Genomic DNA, 16,597 nt, shown 5'->3' with positions numbered 1-16,597 from the left:
TGCTCATATTTAACTTTCAGGGAAGAGCTTCCGCCGCCGATGGTCATTCTCTTAACGGCATTCTCACCAATAACGGCAATTCTCTTTACCTTTGCAAGGTCAACCGGCAAAACGTTCTTTTTGTTCTGCAGCAAAACAATGCCTTCCTGAGCAATTTTTCGTCCTGCCAAAGCATGTTCCTCTGTTCCAAACGATCCGAATGGACGGTTTCTATTCATGGTAGTACGGAAAATCATCCGAAGGATGTTCCGCACTTTCTTGTCCACCTCTTCTTCTTTGACTTCGCCCGAACGAAGCAACTTCAAGAACGGCATGGCAAGATAATAATTATCGTATGCATTGCTGGCACTCCAGGTCAGTCCGTTGGTCCAGCTTCCGAATTCCATATCCAATCCGTTGTAAATTGCCTGTTTCGTATCATGCACACCTCCCCAGTCGGAAACTACCACACCATCAAAGCCCCATTCCTTGCGAAGAATGTCATTGAGTAAATACTGATTGTGACAGCAATGTTCTCCTTTGTACTTATTGTATGAACCCATTATAGCCCATGCTCCACCTTTTTGAACAGCAGCTTTGAAAGCAGGAAGGTAGATTTCATAGAGTGCACGGTCGCTGACATTTACGTTGATATGGTCTCGGTCTACTTCTTGATTGTTTAATGCGAAGTGTTTTACACAAGCTGCCACTCCATTCTTCTGAACTTCCTGAATATAAGGCACTACCATGGTGGATGACAAATAGGGATCTTCTCCCATATACTCAAAATTTCTTCCATTCAGAGGAGTGCGATATATGTTTACTCCCGGTCCCAATAACACATTTTTATTGCGGTAACGAGCTTCTTCACCAATAGATTTGCCGTAAAGTGCAGACATTTCGGGATTCCAGGTAGCAGCCAGACAAGTAAGAGCCGGGAAAGCTATGCAGGAATCGTTTGTCCATCCTGCAGTATTCCACTCATCCCAGAACACTTCGGCACGAATACCGTGCGGACCATCACTGCACCACACCTCAGGTATTCCTAAACGTGGTACACCTGCCGAGCTAAACTTTGACTGTGCATGACACATAGCTACCTTCTCTTCCAGTGTCATGCGTGAAAGAGCATCCTCAATTCTTTCTTCTATCGGTTTTTTATCGTCTAAATAAACAGCCCCCTTAGGCTGTGCAAAAAGCGGAACTGATAAAAGAGTGAGACTTAAAACAACTAATTCCTTTATTTTATTCATGGCTAATGATATATAATCTATTTTATAATCATGGTTTCATTCCCAAAGCTTTAATATATCCTTCATTCTTTGTACAAGACTTGAACCTGCAGTTTTCAATAAATTGGGCTAAGGCTTTCTTTACTAATTCCTGATCAGGCCGGGCTTCTCTTATCTGTTTAAAGTTTCCACGAGGTTGTTCTGTATATTTAATAATCATATCCCAGTTTTCCGGTTCTTTAATCTTCACCATACAACTGCTGGTTTTTAGTTTTTTGTAAGGCCAGAAATGCCATCCCATGTTGTTTTTTTCCATCAAACTACGAAAAGCATTAACCCAAGCATCAGTATTTTCTCCAGTCTCTCCCATGTAAAGCGGAAGATTTACCTTATTGCGAAAGTCAATTAAATCCTGCAGATTCGTTTGAAGGGTATCACACCAGTAACGGTGACAGGTATACATCATATTCGAATCAAACTTTGAGTCATTAAATACTTTAAAGTTTCCGTTCCACTGTGCACCACCCAATAACACAACATGATTTTTATCAACTTCGCGTATTGCCTTTACTGCTAGTTTATAGAGAGGTTCTAGTTGCGCATTTAACTCGTCCATATTATTAAAATAAGGAGCAAGCGGTTCATTCAACAAATCATAGCCTAAGATTACCGGTTCATTTTTATATCTGGCAGCTATCTTTTTCCATATTTCACAAAACAGTTGCTGACTTTCTTTGCTGGAGAAAAGCCATGGATAGCCATAACTATCATCAATATTATCACCCGTTTGTCCGCCCGGAGCATCATGCATATCAAGAATAATATATAAACCGGCATCTCTACACCAACTTATCAAGGAATCTATTCTTGCAAATCCATCCTGATTCTTACTTAATCCCATATAATCTTCATCAGTAAACAACTTATAATGGAACGGTAAACGAATAGAATTTATCCCAGTTTCCTTGATATAATTAATATCCTCTCGGGTTACATAATTGTCTTTAAAATCTTTCCAAAATTGATTAACAACATCCGGCCCTACCATTTCACGAAGAGCCTGATCAATTAACCTTGCAGAGCTAACTTCTTTAAAGGAAAACATATATCCTTCGGGATTCAACCAATTACCAAGATTTATTCCCTTAATAAGAAATTTATCTCCATTTGGTTTCTTTAGATTCTGTCCATCAACTTTAATAAAAGAATTAGAAGAAAGATCATGCATTGTTTTGGGTTGACAACCAACCAATACAAACAACAAAAAGAAAAAAGAAACTATATTTTTCATTTTATTCTACTACTTTAAAATCGGCAGAAATACCTTCCTGACTATTTGTTCCCACCCAAAGAGTAAAATCACCGGGTTCAACTACCTTTTTCATATCTATATTCCAAAAAGCAAGTTCTTCAACAGGAAGCATAAAAGAGATATTCTTGGTCTCTCCTGGTTTAAGTGTAACACGGGTAAAACGCTTTAATTCCTTCACCGGACGAGTTACCGAACCCACTTTATCCCGAACATATAGCTGAGCCACTTCTGTTCCTTCATATTTCCCGGTATTCTTTAAATCGAAAGTGACCTCTATCTGACCTTTAGGAGTAAATTCCGTTGCAGAAAGTTTTAGATTATTATACTTATAAGTGGTATATGAAAGACCATATCCGAATGGAAATAAAGGATCGAAACCTGCATCCATGTAGAAAGATGTACAGCCCAAAGATGTCTGTCCGGCTCCAACTTCAATATTATCAAGTAATGTTTCTTTTTTTGTTGCAGGACGACCCGTATTGTTATGATTGTAATACAGCGGTATTTGTCCCACTTCTTTAGGGAAAGTTACAGGAGTTTTTCCACTAGGAACAGATTTACCGAAAAGAAGATCAGCAATAGCCGGTCCGCCCATTGTTCCCGGGTGAAAAGAATAAAGAACAGAATTAGACATTTCAACTTCTTTTCCAATAGTAAGAGGCCTTCCAGCCATTACAACAGTAACCAACGGTTTGCCTGTTTCAGCCAAAGCTTTAATCAAATCACTCTGAGCACCTAGAAGGTGAAGATCGGCCAAACAATGGGCCTCGCCGGAAAGTATTGCTTCTTCGCCAACAAAGGCCAGTACTATATCGGCTTTTTTAGCTGCATTGACCGCTTTTGAAATGTTTTCTGTATTTTTATCACGAGTATATGATAAAGCAGGTTCATAAATAATCTGCACTTTGTCTCCATACAACTGTTTCAAAGATTGAAGTGGAGTCTGCGTTTTTGCCTTTTCTCCATCAAAAGCCCATGTTCCCATCTGTTCGTAAGGAGCATCAGCCATAGGGCCTACAACAGCTATTGTTTTTACAGATGAATTAATTGGCAATGTATTATCATTTTTCAGTAATATAGCCGACTGAGTAGCGGCAGCTTTTGCTGCAGCCAAATTCTCTGGAGAATACATTACAGAAGGAGCTTTTCCATTAATATAAGGATTATCAAACAATCCCATACGAAATTTTATGCGGAGAATATTACGAACAGCGTCGTCAATTGTTTTTTCTGTCACTTTATTCTCTTTAATCAGTTCTTTCAGGTGATTCATATATGTATAGCTCACCATCTCCATGTCAACGCCAGCATTTACAGCTTTCATTGCAGACTCTTTATCGTTTGCACAAAATCCGTGATTTACCATTTCCTTAATGGAAGCCCAGTCAGAAACAACAAATCCATCAAAACCCCATTCATTTCGTAAAACAGTTTTCAGTATAAACGGATTTGCAGAAGAAGGAACGCCATCATTATCATTAAATGAACTCATAAATGTAGCAGCACCTTGCTTTGTTGCAGCCTCAAAAGGAGGTAAATAATCATTTCTGAGTTGACGTTCAGTAAGATGTGTCGAGTTGTAATCTCGTCCACCTTCAACAGCTCCATAACCTACAAAATGTTTTGCACAAGCAAGAATGGAAGTAGGATCATTTAAGGAATTTCCCTGAAAGCCTTTAACCATGGCAGCACCCATTACAGAAGTAAGATAAGTATCTTCTCCACAACTTTCGGCTATTCTCCCCCATCGTGCATCACGTGAAATATCAATCATTGGAGCAAATGTCCATCGGATACCCACTGATGAAGCTTCTTTAGCCGCAACCCGTGCACCATCTTCTACAATCTGTGGATTAAAAGAAGCTGCCTGTCCTAGAGGAATAGGGAAAATAGTCTTAAAACCATGAATCACATCGCGGGCTATCAGTAAAGGAATGCCCAATCTCGATTCCTCCACAGCCAACCGTTGCAATGCATTCACACGAACAGGATCTATTTCATTTAATATTGAGCCAACCTCTCCTTTCTTTATCAACCTACTCATTTCTTCAAGATTACCGGATGAACTGATTTGATTCATCTGCCCAATCTTTTCCTCAAGCGTCATTTTTGATAACAAATCTTCTACCTTTTTTTCTATTTGCCCGCCTTTCAGATTTTTCGCATCAGTACAACCTACTGAAGAGATAAAAAACAGGCAAATAGAAAACACTAATATTCTTTTCATAATGTCATGCTTTAATATTTTAGAAATTTCTGGGTAAACAAGCTTTTCCCACTGTTTGCAGAAACCAGATAGAAGCCTTTCGGCCAACCTGAACAATCAATTTCAGATACAAGATCTGTAGTTTCTATTTTCTTTATTATTCTGCCTTTTATATCAGTAACCGATAAACGATGAATACCTTCTTCTTTAAAGTTTACCTGCAGCAGGTTACTGACGTTATTAAAATTTGAATCGATTAATTTTTCTTCTTTGGTATCATTTATGGCTGTTGTGTTTTGGTATACCCTCACATAATCTATTTCGTAAGTTGCAGGAAATATATTAGTGTCAACCCCCATCAATCCACCCCAATTTCCACCTACGGCAAGATTAAGTTTTAGATAGAAAGGAACGTTAAACGGCCAGGTGTCTTTATTATTCGTACCATCATTACTAAATGTAAAATAGTTATAGCCATCTACATAAATGCGGATTTTTTCCTCAGTCCAAAGCAAAGCGTAGGTATGAAATTCCGTTTCTGCATTTTGAATTATTTTATTACTAGTGCGCTGTGTTCCAATACTATGATTATAGCTCATGGTATGTATAGAGCCGTGCACTCTGTTAGGATCATATCCCACATATTCCATGATGTCTATCTCTCCATCAAGAGGCCAGCTTTGAAAATTCTTGGGCAACATCCAGAAAGCAGGCCAAGTTCCTTTTCCTGAAGGCATTTTAGCTCGCATCTCAAAATAACCATATTTCCAGCTTTGTGCAGTATTCATACGAATAGATGCATATTGTGAGGTACCAATATTTTTTTGAATAGCTTTTATTTTTAGAGTTCCGTTACTAATAGCAGCTAATGTATCGCTGCCATTTATACCCGCAACATAATATTGCAATTCATTATTTCCCCAACCACCATTTCCGGTTTCGTACCACCACGAATCATTATTGGCCCTAACGATTGGTTTGCCATCAACCGCAGGATCATTAAATTCATCGGCCCATACAATATTGTATCCGCTAGGAACCTGAGCCAAAGTATTTAACAGGCAGAAACCGTAAAATAAGGAAAACAAATAATACTTTATTCTTTTATTCATAAATTGAAGAATTAAATAGGGGCAGCAATAAAGCTCGCCCCTATTCATACTAAAACAACGGATTATTATTCACTAAATGAAAAGTCATCAAAGAAGAATATACCAGGAGCAGCATGTCCTTCAGCGCCAAACTGGATTACAATCTTATCGTAATCAGTTCTGTCCTTCACTGTGCTAAAATCAAACTCAAGGCTCAGCCATTTATCTTTTGCCAGATTTGCTTTCACAATTTCTGTCTGAGTTGTATATGCATTACCTCCCAATCCATTATTCTGAAGTTTAACGGCAACCTGTGATTGCAACTGATTTATCGTCACCCAATCTCCGGCTGTAGCAAAAGTATCATCATAATTATTATAAGAAGGAATAAATACTTTCATTCGAACTTTATTAACCTTTGACAGATCAAATTTATATCCTGATACAGTATATGAAAGATTTGAGTAAAATGCACTACTCTTTTCGTACAAATATACTTTAGAAGATGTATTTAGTCCCATTGGTGAAGGATTTGAATAATTGGCAGAGGTATGTGTTCCCATATCCTGAGGTACAAAAGCAAGCGTATTTGTAGCTGATTCGAAATTATCGTTCAATGCTATTGCCTTTAATGGAACTACAGGTTTTACATTTTTTTCTTTAGGAACCAAACGATACCACCATCCATTGCCAGACTCAACAGTACTAACACATTTTATATACATCACATCATCTGTGAGAGTTATAATCTTATAAGTAGAAGTTCCGGCGTAATGGCCAAAGAAAGCACCATCACTCAATGTTATTGTTTTATCAGCTTCGTTCAAGTTAAATGTATAACTTGCTTTTGGCTGGTATACTACATCATAATCACCTACTGTTGGATTTAAAACAGCATTACCATATCCTAAAGCTTTCAGTCCGGCAGCACCATTAGCATTAGTATATACCGAGCCATTGTTTTTCCAGGTCATCTTAACGCCAACCTGAGTAAAAGTAAATTCCTGAGTATAAAGGCTTGAACCATCTTTTCCACCTGCAGGGCAACTCCACCAGGAAGGACTATCACCACCGGCGGGCCCTACACCAAAGTGTCCATCATTATATTGGTCAAAGACCCAGGTCTTTCCCTGAAGGTTACTTGCTCCACCTGTTAGCGCATTATACATTGGAGTATTTAATAATGAGAAATCATTTTTCGCAATTGTAATTGCTTTAGAAATCGTAGCCGACCCACCACTTGTATATAATGTCATTGTTACTGTATAAGTTCCGGCCATAGGATATTTAGAAGAAGCAGCTTCTCCCTTCGCGTTACTTCCGTTGCCTAAATTCCAGACTGCAACACCGTTGATTTCTGAAGTATTTGCAAAGTCTATTATATTAGAATTTGAAGTAGAAGGAGTTGCCGTAAATGACAGCTGATTTTCTGTAGGAGTTTCTCCCAAAGCATAATCGGTGCTTTCCTGAGGATCGCAAGAAGTAAGAGCAAAAACTGTCACTATTGCCCATAAACTATATTTAATTATATTTTTCATATCTCTAAATGATTAAAATTAATATCCGGGATTCTGTACCAAAGCAAAATCGCTTCCTGCAGTTTTATCCATTTCAGCTTGAGGAATAGGCAGGTATTTCTTGTTATCATTCCATGTACGTGTACTAAGCGCTGTTGATTCTGTCAGCAAGCTTGTATCGCCCCAACGAACAATATCCCAGAAACGAAGTCCTTCGCCCAAGAATTCACGACGACGTTCTAACTTAATATTTGCAGCTGTAGCAGGTATTGAACTATCTTTCCCAAATGCACGTTTTCTTATCTTATCAAGACAAGATTGAGCCGTAACTCCACCCACAGCAGCCTGGCCATTCATTACAATCATTTCCGCATAGTTTAGAAGTGCTTCTGAATAACGGAAAATGCGGAAGTTATTACAATAGTTCAAGTCAGTATCACCTTGTGGATTATATCCTACGCGAGCTGCATATTTTGCCTGGAATAGACCTGTATTTTGGAAACGAGCAGAATATTTATCAGATTCCCATTTATTAATAGAACCTTCGCGACGAGTATCGCCATCTTCATACATGTTCCATGCAGCCTGACGAACAGGACCAAATCCCCAACCACCTTTAAAATCACCAGTTTTTGAACCTGCAGATAAATTGTTAGGAGATATAAAAGCTGGTAGATTAGTTCCATAACCACTCCAGCCACTACTCCAGGTTTTACCTTCCGGCAACTGATTACTTTCAAAAATAGACTCTTTACAGAATTCATTTTCATCTAACCACATTGATGCAAAATCTGTCATCAAATCGTATTTACCACTATTGATAATCTCTGCCATATCTTTAGTTACATCTCCATAACGTGATGTATCCTTTTGATACATTACTACACGAGCTTTCAACATCATTGCAGCAGCCTTTGTAACACGTCCCAGATTTGCACCGGAAACAGCCATCGGAAGTTTATTATCAGCGATTGCAAAATCTAAATCAGCAATTATTTTATTGTAAATTTCATTTGCTGAATATTGCTTTGCCATATAAGGAGCTTCTAGCGGTTGTTCAAAATAAGGAATGTTTCCCCAGAACTTCCAAAGCCAATGCATATAATAAGCACGAAGGAAATGAGCTTCGGCTTTGTATTGATTCAAGTTGGCTTCAGGTACACTTACTGCATTTTCACATGCAATAATAGCATTATTACAACGGGCAAGACCGCTATAGAATATAGACCAAAGTCCATCAAGATCTTCTGCTGGAGTAGAAGTAAACAAAGAGAGCAAATACAATTGATGTTGATCACTTGCATCACCACCACCTTTATAAATATCGTCTGAGCGTAAATCAGACATTAATGGAATACTGTTATAATTGTTATTTGCATAACTATCAAACAATAGTATTTGGTAACAAGATGCCAGATTTGATTTTATAGCCCCTTCAGTAGCTGCACCACCAGCTTGTTGAGATTCTGTTGGATAAACAGTTAAGAAGTCATCACCACAAGAGGTTAGAATAAAAACTCCAAGGATGAGTAATAATGATGACAATTTATACTTTTTCATAATTATATATAGTTTTTCGAAGGTTAAAATGTAATATTAGCACCTAAAGAAATTGTTCTGGCTTGTGGATAAATACCACGATCCACACCAATATTGGTATAATTAGACGCAGCAACTTCAGGGTCAAAGCCATCATATCCTGTAAAGGTTAACAAATTCTCTGCAGATACATATAGTCTCAACATTTGAATAGATGCCTTTTTTGTAATCCGGCTAGGCAAAGTATAACCAAACTGAGCTGTTTTGAGACGAAGGTACGAACCATCTTTTATATAAAGATCTGAAGAACGCCAGTTTCCATTTGGGTTAGCAGCTGTTACGCGAGGTATTTTATTTGAAGTACCTTCACCAATCCAGCGACCAAGAATCCAGGATGGACGATTATTCTTTGGAATATCAGTACGTTGGGCAAAGTCAAAAATGTCATTACCAATAGTTCCCTGGAAGAATAGATTTATATCAAATCCTTTCCAATCGGCAGCAAGAGTAAAACCATAGGTCCAGTCGGGCATACCCTTACCTATTTTAGTTCTATCATCATCTGTAATTTTTCCATCACCAATAACATTTCCTTTTTCATCAACAGCACCTGCAATATCGCGGAAACGAACATCACCTGGTTGAGCAGCTTGTCCATACTGAGAATTGTAAGCATCAGCTTCAGCCTGATTCTGAATTATTCCATCTGTATGGAATCCATAAAAGTAAGGGAATACATCACCATTTTTACCTTTAACGAAAGAACCAACACCTGCGGTTGAATTAGATTGGTAGATTGCTTCTCCTGAAGCATTTCCTAATTTTATCAGCTTGTTTTTAAGATAAGAAGCATTAGCCGATATTGAATAATTAAAATCACCAACTTTATTTTTCCATCCAAGTTCAAACTCAAATCCACTATTTTCCATATCACCAACGTTACCAGTTGGAGCACTTTGACCAACATAAGAAGGAATTGGCAATTCCATCAACATACCATTGGTTTTCTTTTTGAAATAGTCAAAACTGAAAGTCAAAGCCTGGTTAAAGAAACGTGTATCAAAACCAAAATCAGTTTGTTCTGATTCTTCCCACTTGATATCAGGATTAGCGATTGCAGCTGGAGAGCTACCATACTGCATTGTTCCTGATGTTTCACCAACAGTAGTTGGATCTTGACTAACCTGGTAACTTCCTCCAAAATAATAGTTCTGACCACCATTCATTAATGAAGTATATTTAAAGTTTCCAATTCTTTCATTACCATTCTTACCCCAGCTGAAACGAAGTTTCAATGTATTAAACCATTCCGGACGATTCTCCATAAAAGCTTCATTACTTACATTCCATCCTAAAGAAAATGCAGGGAAAGTTGCCCACTTATTCCGGGCACCAAAGTTTGAAGAACCATCACGACGAATAGTTGCCTGAACCATATACTTTTCGTCATAGTTATAATCAAATCGTCCAAAGTAAGAAGCTAATGTATAAGCTGTATAACCACCTGTTCCACCCCATACTCTTCCTAACTTAGCATCTGCTATTGCAGAATTAATATTTGCTTTACTAGGATCTGTTTCAAGTAAGTCGCGGTCGTTACCACCTAAATTACGATAAGTATATTTCTGTGCAGACTGACCAAGAACTAAAGAAAGATTATGCTTTCCTGCAAATGTTTTCTTGTAAGATAAAACATTTTCAACCTGCCATCTATATCCACGATTCATTTCACTTTGAACAGTACTATAATCTAAAGATTTTCCCTGAACAGCGAGGAAATACGGATATGTATATGAATCATATCCCCAAAAAGCAAGATCGGCGCCATAACTACTCTTAAACTTCAGTCCCTTCATAATATCAATTTCGCCCCAGAATGTTGCAACGATCTTATCAGAATTATTAATTCCTGCAGTTGGTTGGTTGAGCATAGCTACAGGATTAGCAATTTCCTGGAAACCTGTAGGAGGAATAGAAAAGACATTGCCATTCTTGTCTTTTACTGCATTTGGATATTGTGCCAGGATTGCAGCAGCAGTAGTTTCATCTGCATAAACGGGAACTGTTGGATCAAACGTTAGAGCACTACCAAGAATAGATCCATATTCAGAGTTTGTTTCAATACCTGTGGATTTGCTTCTTGAATAACCTACGTTCATTCCAACTTTTACATTATTCAGGAAGCTACGACTTTTATCTTCAAAAACATTATATGTACCATTAGTACGTACGCTCCAACGGTTGTAGTTAGATTTATCGTAATTACCTCCAACAATACCAGCCTGATCATAATAACCTAATGAAAGGAAATATGAAGCCTTTTCAGTACCTCCACTAACATTTACCTGATGATTCTGTATCGGTGCATTTTTATAGAATGTTTCTTCTTGCCAATCAGTTCCTTTTCCTGCGGCATTGATTTCGTCCTGAGTATAATAAGGTGCATAGCCATCATTAATTTGTGACTCATTCATTATCACCATATATTCCTTTGCATTAAGCACTGACTTCTTTTTCCATGGATTCTGCCAGCCATAACTAACATTATAGTTTATTGTTGCTTTGCCAACACTACCATTCTTTGTGGTAACCAATACAACACCATTAGCAGCACGTGCACCATAAATTGCTGCTGATGCAGCATCTTTCAAAATTTCCACAGATTGAATATCAGCGGGGTTAAGGTAATTAATACCACCTTCAACTGCCATACCATCAACAATATAAAGAGGATTACTATTGTTAATAGTGCCAATACCACGAATACGAACATGAGAATCGGCACCTGGTTGACCTGATATTTGAGTAATTTGTACACCAGAAACCTTACCTTTCAATACATCTTCAACACGAGAAGGATTAGCTGTCTTCAGTTCTTCAGAGGTTACACGACTGATTGAAGCTGTTACCACACTTTTTTTCTGGACACCATATCCAACAACGACTACTTCATCCAGTGTTTTTGAATCTTCTGTCAAAATAATCCGTAAAGGTTTGGTATCAGAAACCACAACTTGCTGTGATTTATAACCAACATACGAAATAATTAAAGTACTTTTAAGAGGTACCGAAAGTGTAAACTGTCCGTCCAGATCTGTTATTACACCAATAGTGGTACCTTTTACCGCCACATTAACCCCTAGCAAGGGCGAATTATCTTCACCTGCCAGGACTACACCTTTAATCTGTACATTCTGGGAAAATACAGTAAGGGTAAAGCAAAATAAAAATAGAAATGATAATAACTTTTTCATAAGTATTATAATTAAGATTAACTATTTGAACGATGCAAACATAGTTAACAAGCGTTTATTTTATATTATTTTCACCTATTCACGATTACGTCAATTAAAAAAAATAAATACGTCATCAACTCGTCAAAAATAAATATTATATTGATAATCAACAACATAATTATACGCAGATATATTTCGTCAGGTATATTAAATAACGTAAAACAGCATCGGCCCGATTGTACAGTCGGGCCGATGCTGTGATTTTTAAAAAATCTAATCAGAGCTTGTTGGTTAAATAATCAATTAAACTTTCATCTCTTTCGAGTTCAAACTTCTTCCTTAAACGATAACGAATAGTCTCTACTCCTCTTAAAGAGATATTTAAAAGAGGAGCTATCTCTTTCGAGGAAAGATTCATTTTCAGGTACGCACACATCATTCTTTCGTTTGTAGAAAGGTCGGGATGCTTTTCACTCAACCGCTTCATAAAATTATTATGTATAAGGTCAAACTGTTCTTCAATACGTTTCAGCACTTCGTCCGATTGAATATTTGAATCAATTTTACTACTAACAACCATCAGCATCTGCTTTGGCTGTTTAGTGTTCTCTCCTTTCAGAGTAGATATTACTTTAAATAATTCATGTTTTATTTCAGTAAGCATCTCATTTTTTCTAACAAAGTTAATCATCAGATTTGCCATTTCCTGACTCTTATGCTGAAGGTCGTACTCCAGTTTTTCTTTTTCAAGTTCCATAATCTGGTGCTCTTTACGGGCATTTTCCTTTTCAAACTCTTTTTCTTTCTGGAATAACTCCCGATCTTTTTCAAGAACAGCCTGTTGTTTTTTACGTTTTACTCTTAAATCGTCCCATCTGTACAAATACCAAAGGAAGAACAAGAAAAGAATGAAATAGAACAAATAAGCTACTGACGATCTGTACCACGGAGGCAATATAACAAATTTAAATTCATCAATAGTGGAAGTTCCATCAGCGAAAACAGCCTCAACCTGAAATGTATATTCACCTTCAGCAAGATTACTAAATTCTTTGGTCAAAGAAGATGTATAATCTGACCAATCTTTCTGATCTTTAAATCTATAACGAAAACTTGCCTCTTCCCCATGTGTAAACGAAAACAGATTATAGTCAAATCGGATAGAATTACGGTAATAAGGGATTTCGGGCACATAATTCTTGCCAAGGAAATTATCAGAATAGATGAGACTATCGCTTGGATAAGTTAGATAAACTGCCCGAATATGAACTGCAGGACGAAGCAATGGAGTATTTTTTGATGGTACTTTTAAGAGAGCAAAACCGTAATCGTTAGGAATAATCACTTCTGACTCTGATAAAGGGACTAACTTTTCAAATCCACTAACCAGCTCAATAGAAGGATGTTCTATTGAAAAAAAAGTTTTCCCTTTGGGATGTTTATATTTATCCAGGCTAGCAATATCCACTTCACCTTTACTTAAGCTTAATATGGAATTTCCATACTGATATAGTTTTAAATAAGACTTCGTGCCAGGTAATAAATTACTCATTTCCGGAGATAATTCAACAACATCACTTGCAGCGTTATATTTATAAATTCCTTTTGGAGTGGTAAAGTATATCTTATTAGCAATCTTGTTTACATATACATTTTTATTAGAAGGTAAACCTTTTTCTTTACCGTAATATTTTATCTGCTTTACACGAAAGTTTGCTAAATCAAAATCTATTCGGAGCAATCCATTATCATTATTATGGAGCCATAAAACATGATCAGATTCAATTTCAAAGTTTTCTGCAGATTCATTCATTCCTTCAAGTTTCTTTTTTGGCTTCCATTCTCCCTGTTCTTTTTGCATCAGATAAATTCCGTCATACATACCCAGCAACACTTTTTCCGGATTGTTTATCATCGCCTTACAATTCCACACACCAGATATCGTTCCGATGCGTTCCATTGTTTCTCCCTTTACCAAAAAGATTCCTCTATCGTGCAAACAAAAAACATCATCCCCCACTTTCGAAAGATCCCATACTTGACCGCTCGATTGAGGAACCTGACTTATATTGATAACCTTATCACTTAACGATACCGGATAATGGGTATAATAAAGGCCGCGGTTTGTACCCAGATAAAGATAATTATTCGAAAGAATAGCCGAATATCCTGCACCATAAGAATATGGATAAGAATAAAGATTAGATAAAGGAGAATTCATACATATATAATCAATTCCATTATCAAGTCCTGCCCAAAGATTGTCACGACAATCAAAACCTAAAGATAAAACTGTATTATTCTGCAAGCCATTATTCTCATTGAAATACTTAACCTGCATTGTACTAGTGTTAATCATAATAAGCCCCATGTGCACAGTACCCAATGCAATTAAATTCTTTGAAGATGCAATGGAGAAAATCTCATTCTGTGACATAAACGCTTCTATTCCTGTAATAAATGGAACAAGAACTTTACCGTCCCAATAATACAAGCCATCATAAGCCGTAGCAATTATAACACCCTTTTTATAAGGAACAATTCCACGGATTCTTTTTGTATCAAGCGCTTTGGCACCAGGTAAAGGGAAAAACGTATTTCCAATAAGAATCCGTACTCCCTTATTAGTACCAATATATAGAATCCCATTAACCAGATTTGAACAATCTATCTTACTATCTGCAGATATTAATGTATACTTTCCATTCAAACATTTTAGTACAACTCCATCAGCCTGCCAATAAAGAATATTATCATTTTCATAAATTCGCCAGATGTTTCCAATAGATCGAATAGGCTTCTTTACCGAGTCGGACATACAATGATATACTAGTTTGCCTCGTTCATCAGGTTCTAAATAGCCAAATTCGTTAATTCCTCCAACATAGATTCGTTTTTTAGATGAAGAGGGTAAAACCGATCGTACATCAGAACCATTATTTAAAGGAAATATTCCCCAACTACTGCCATCAAATTGCAATAATCCATTTTTATTAGCAAAGTATACCCAGTTATTATTGTAAGATGCAATCTGCCAGGTTTGCGATCCTTTACCGTAAACCTCCTTTTTATAATTGATTATAAAATTATTCCAGCTCGCAGATAATCTTATTATAGGAGCCAAAGAGAGTATTAAGAACAAAAAATACCTATTGAGGCTTTGTGTGTTTACTTTCATGTATTATGATCTATTATAGGCTAACAAATAAATGCAATACTACAAATGTATTAATTAGGACTTAGAAATAAAACTATTTTATCTTTTTTGTACCGATTAAGATTTAAAACATTTATGGAAAGCAACCATCAATATAGCAGAAAGTATGGCGGTAACAGCTCCGAAATAAAAAGGAACGGACGAATTTATATGATCGTAAAGTAGACCGGCAATAATACTTGCCGGAAGCAGGGTTACACCTAACAGTGCGTTATAGATGCCCAAGCCGGTTCCTTTCTTATTTGCATCCAGCAAATCACTTATCAACGCTTTCTGAATACCATCCGTAGCTGCCGAGTATAAACCGTAAAGTGCAAATAAACACATAATTACAGAGATACTGTTTGTTGCCCCAAATCCGGCATAGGCAAGGGCATATATAAGATAGCCGAAAGCCAGCAGTTTCTCCTTCCCTATTTTGTCAGACAATGTACCTAAAGGAATAGCCAAGATTACCGAAACAGTATTCATTATTAAATAAACCAGCGGGATATAAACAACTTTTATTCCAACTTCGTTTGCCTTGACCAGTAGAAGAGCATCGGTTGAATTACCCAATGTAAAGAGGAAGATTATCCCCAGAAAAAGATAATACTTTTTGGAAAAATCCCGGAAACGGAATTTGCTTAGCAGCTGTTCTTTTGACTTTTTAGCTTCCCGAATACCGAATATCAACACCAATATACCTAGTATAGCCGGGATACCTGCTAACAAAAACACTCCGTGGAAATTTCCCGGAAAGGCAGAAAGAAGAGCAAACGCAATCAGTGGACCAACAATAGCTCCGGTATTATCCATTGCTTTCTGCAGACCGAAATTCCTCCCTGAATCGCCATTGGTAGCACATCCGGAAATCAAACTGTCGCGTGGAGCTGTACGAATTCCTTTGCCTATCCTTTCCACGAAACGGATATATAGAACCTGCAAGGGACTTGCAACAAATGCATAAATTGGCATAACAATAGCAGAAAGTCCGTAGCCTAGTATCATGAACGGTTTATTTTTCCCTATCTTGTCACTCCAAAACCCGGATGCAGCTTTCAGCAGAGTGGCAGTACTCTCGGCTATACCTTCAATAAGAGACAGAGTGGTTTTCGATGCTCCGATAGAAAGCAGGAACATGGGCATTATGGAGTAAACCATCTTGGTGGAAATATCTGTGAGCAGACTCGTCAATCCCGTATAGAAGATATTTCTATTAAATCCGAAAATCTTTGTGCTTTTAGGCTTCATTTCATAGTCAGATATTTTTTCATCTACATATCAAA

At 37.2% G+C, this 16,597-nt stretch carries 9 protein-coding genes; all 9 read right to left on the bottom strand.

Features of this window, described 5'->3' with window-relative positions; all coding sequences use genetic code 11:
- Positions 1-1,232: glycoside hydrolase family 3 protein (locus tag BUC21_RS07755; RefSeq protein ID WP_139261330.1), on the bottom strand; the 1,232-nt coding region annotated here is incomplete at its 3' end.
- Positions 1,233-1,260: 28 nt separating this feature from the next.
- Positions 1,261-2,502, bottom strand: a complete 1,242-nt coding sequence (locus BUC21_RS07750) for a glycoside hydrolase family 5 protein (protein WP_073400927.1) — start codon at positions 2,500-2,502, stop codon at positions 1,261-1,263.
- Between the two features lies 1 nt (position 2,503).
- Positions 2,504-4,750, bottom strand: coding sequence for a beta-glucosidase BglX (bglX, locus tag BUC21_RS07745; RefSeq protein ID WP_073400926.1), 2,247 nt, complete (start codon positions 4,748-4,750; stop codon positions 2,504-2,506).
- Between the two features lie 11 nt (positions 4,751-4,761).
- A complete protein-coding gene (locus BUC21_RS07740) occupies positions 4,762-5,841 on the bottom strand; it encodes a family 16 glycosylhydrolase (RefSeq protein WP_073400925.1) in 1,080 nt (359 codons plus the stop codon).
- A 65-nt stretch (positions 5,842-5,906) separates the two neighbouring features.
- Positions 5,907-7,358: a PKD domain-containing protein gene (locus tag BUC21_RS07735; protein WP_073400924.1), complete on the bottom strand. Its 1,452-nt coding sequence runs from the start codon at positions 7,356-7,358 to the stop codon at positions 5,907-5,909.
- Positions 7,359-7,376: 18 nt separating this feature from the next.
- Positions 7,377-8,897, bottom strand: a complete 1,521-nt coding sequence (locus BUC21_RS07730) for a RagB/SusD family nutrient uptake outer membrane protein (RefSeq protein WP_073400923.1) — start codon at positions 8,895-8,897, stop codon at positions 7,377-7,379.
- A gap of 23 nt (positions 8,898-8,920) precedes the next feature.
- Positions 8,921-12,130: a SusC/RagA family TonB-linked outer membrane protein gene (locus BUC21_RS07725; protein ID WP_073400922.1), complete on the bottom strand. Its 3,210-nt coding sequence runs from the start codon at positions 12,128-12,130 to the stop codon at positions 8,921-8,923.
- Positions 12,131-12,389: 259 nt separating this feature from the next.
- Positions 12,390-15,290 carry a ligand-binding sensor domain-containing protein gene (locus tag BUC21_RS07720; RefSeq protein WP_073400921.1) on the bottom strand — a complete coding sequence of 967 codons (2,901 nt, stop codon included), beginning with the start codon at positions 15,288-15,290 and terminating at the stop codon, positions 12,390-12,392.
- 96 nt (positions 15,291-15,386) lie between these two features.
- Positions 15,387-16,562, bottom strand: coding sequence for an MFS transporter (locus tag BUC21_RS07715; protein WP_073400920.1), 1,176 nt, complete (start codon positions 16,560-16,562; stop codon positions 15,387-15,389).
- Positions 16,563-16,597: the final 35 nt, after the last annotated feature.

Source organism: Bacteroides luti, from assembly GCF_900128905.1.
Classification (GTDB): Bacteria; Bacteroidota; Bacteroidia; order Bacteroidales; family Bacteroidaceae; genus Bacteroides; species Bacteroides luti.
The sequence above is the reverse complement of the archived record's forward strand: the minus strand, read 5'-3'. Positions and strand labels throughout refer to the sequence as shown.

Coding starts and splice junctions, on each gene's coding strand:
- BUC21_RS07720 (WP_073400921.1), bottom strand. CDS start 15,290: ATGAAAGTAAACACACAAAGCCTCAATAGGTATTTTTTGTTCTTAATA.
- BUC21_RS07730 (WP_073400923.1), bottom strand. CDS start 8,897: ATGAAAAAGTATAAATTGTCATCATTATTACTCATCCTTGGAGTTTTT.
- BUC21_RS07735 (WP_073400924.1), bottom strand. CDS start 7,358: ATGAAAAATATAATTAAATATAGTTTATGGGCAATAGTGACAGTTTTT.
- BUC21_RS07740 (WP_073400925.1), bottom strand. CDS start 5,841: ATGAATAAAAGAATAAAGTATTATTTGTTTTCCTTATTTTACGGTTTC.
- BUC21_RS07750 (WP_073400927.1), bottom strand. CDS start 2,502: ATGAAAAATATAGTTTCTTTTTTCTTTTTGTTGTTTGTATTGGTTGGT.
- BUC21_RS07725 (WP_073400922.1), bottom strand. CDS start 12,130: ATGAAAAAGTTATTATCATTTCTATTTTTATTTTGCTTTACCCTTACT.
- BUC21_RS07715 (WP_073400920.1), bottom strand. CDS start 16,562: ATGAAGCCTAAAAGCACAAAGATTTTCGGATTTAATAGAAATATCTTC.
- bglX (WP_073400926.1), bottom strand. CDS start 4,750: ATGAAAAGAATATTAGTGTTTTCTATTTGCCTGTTTTTTATCTCTTCA.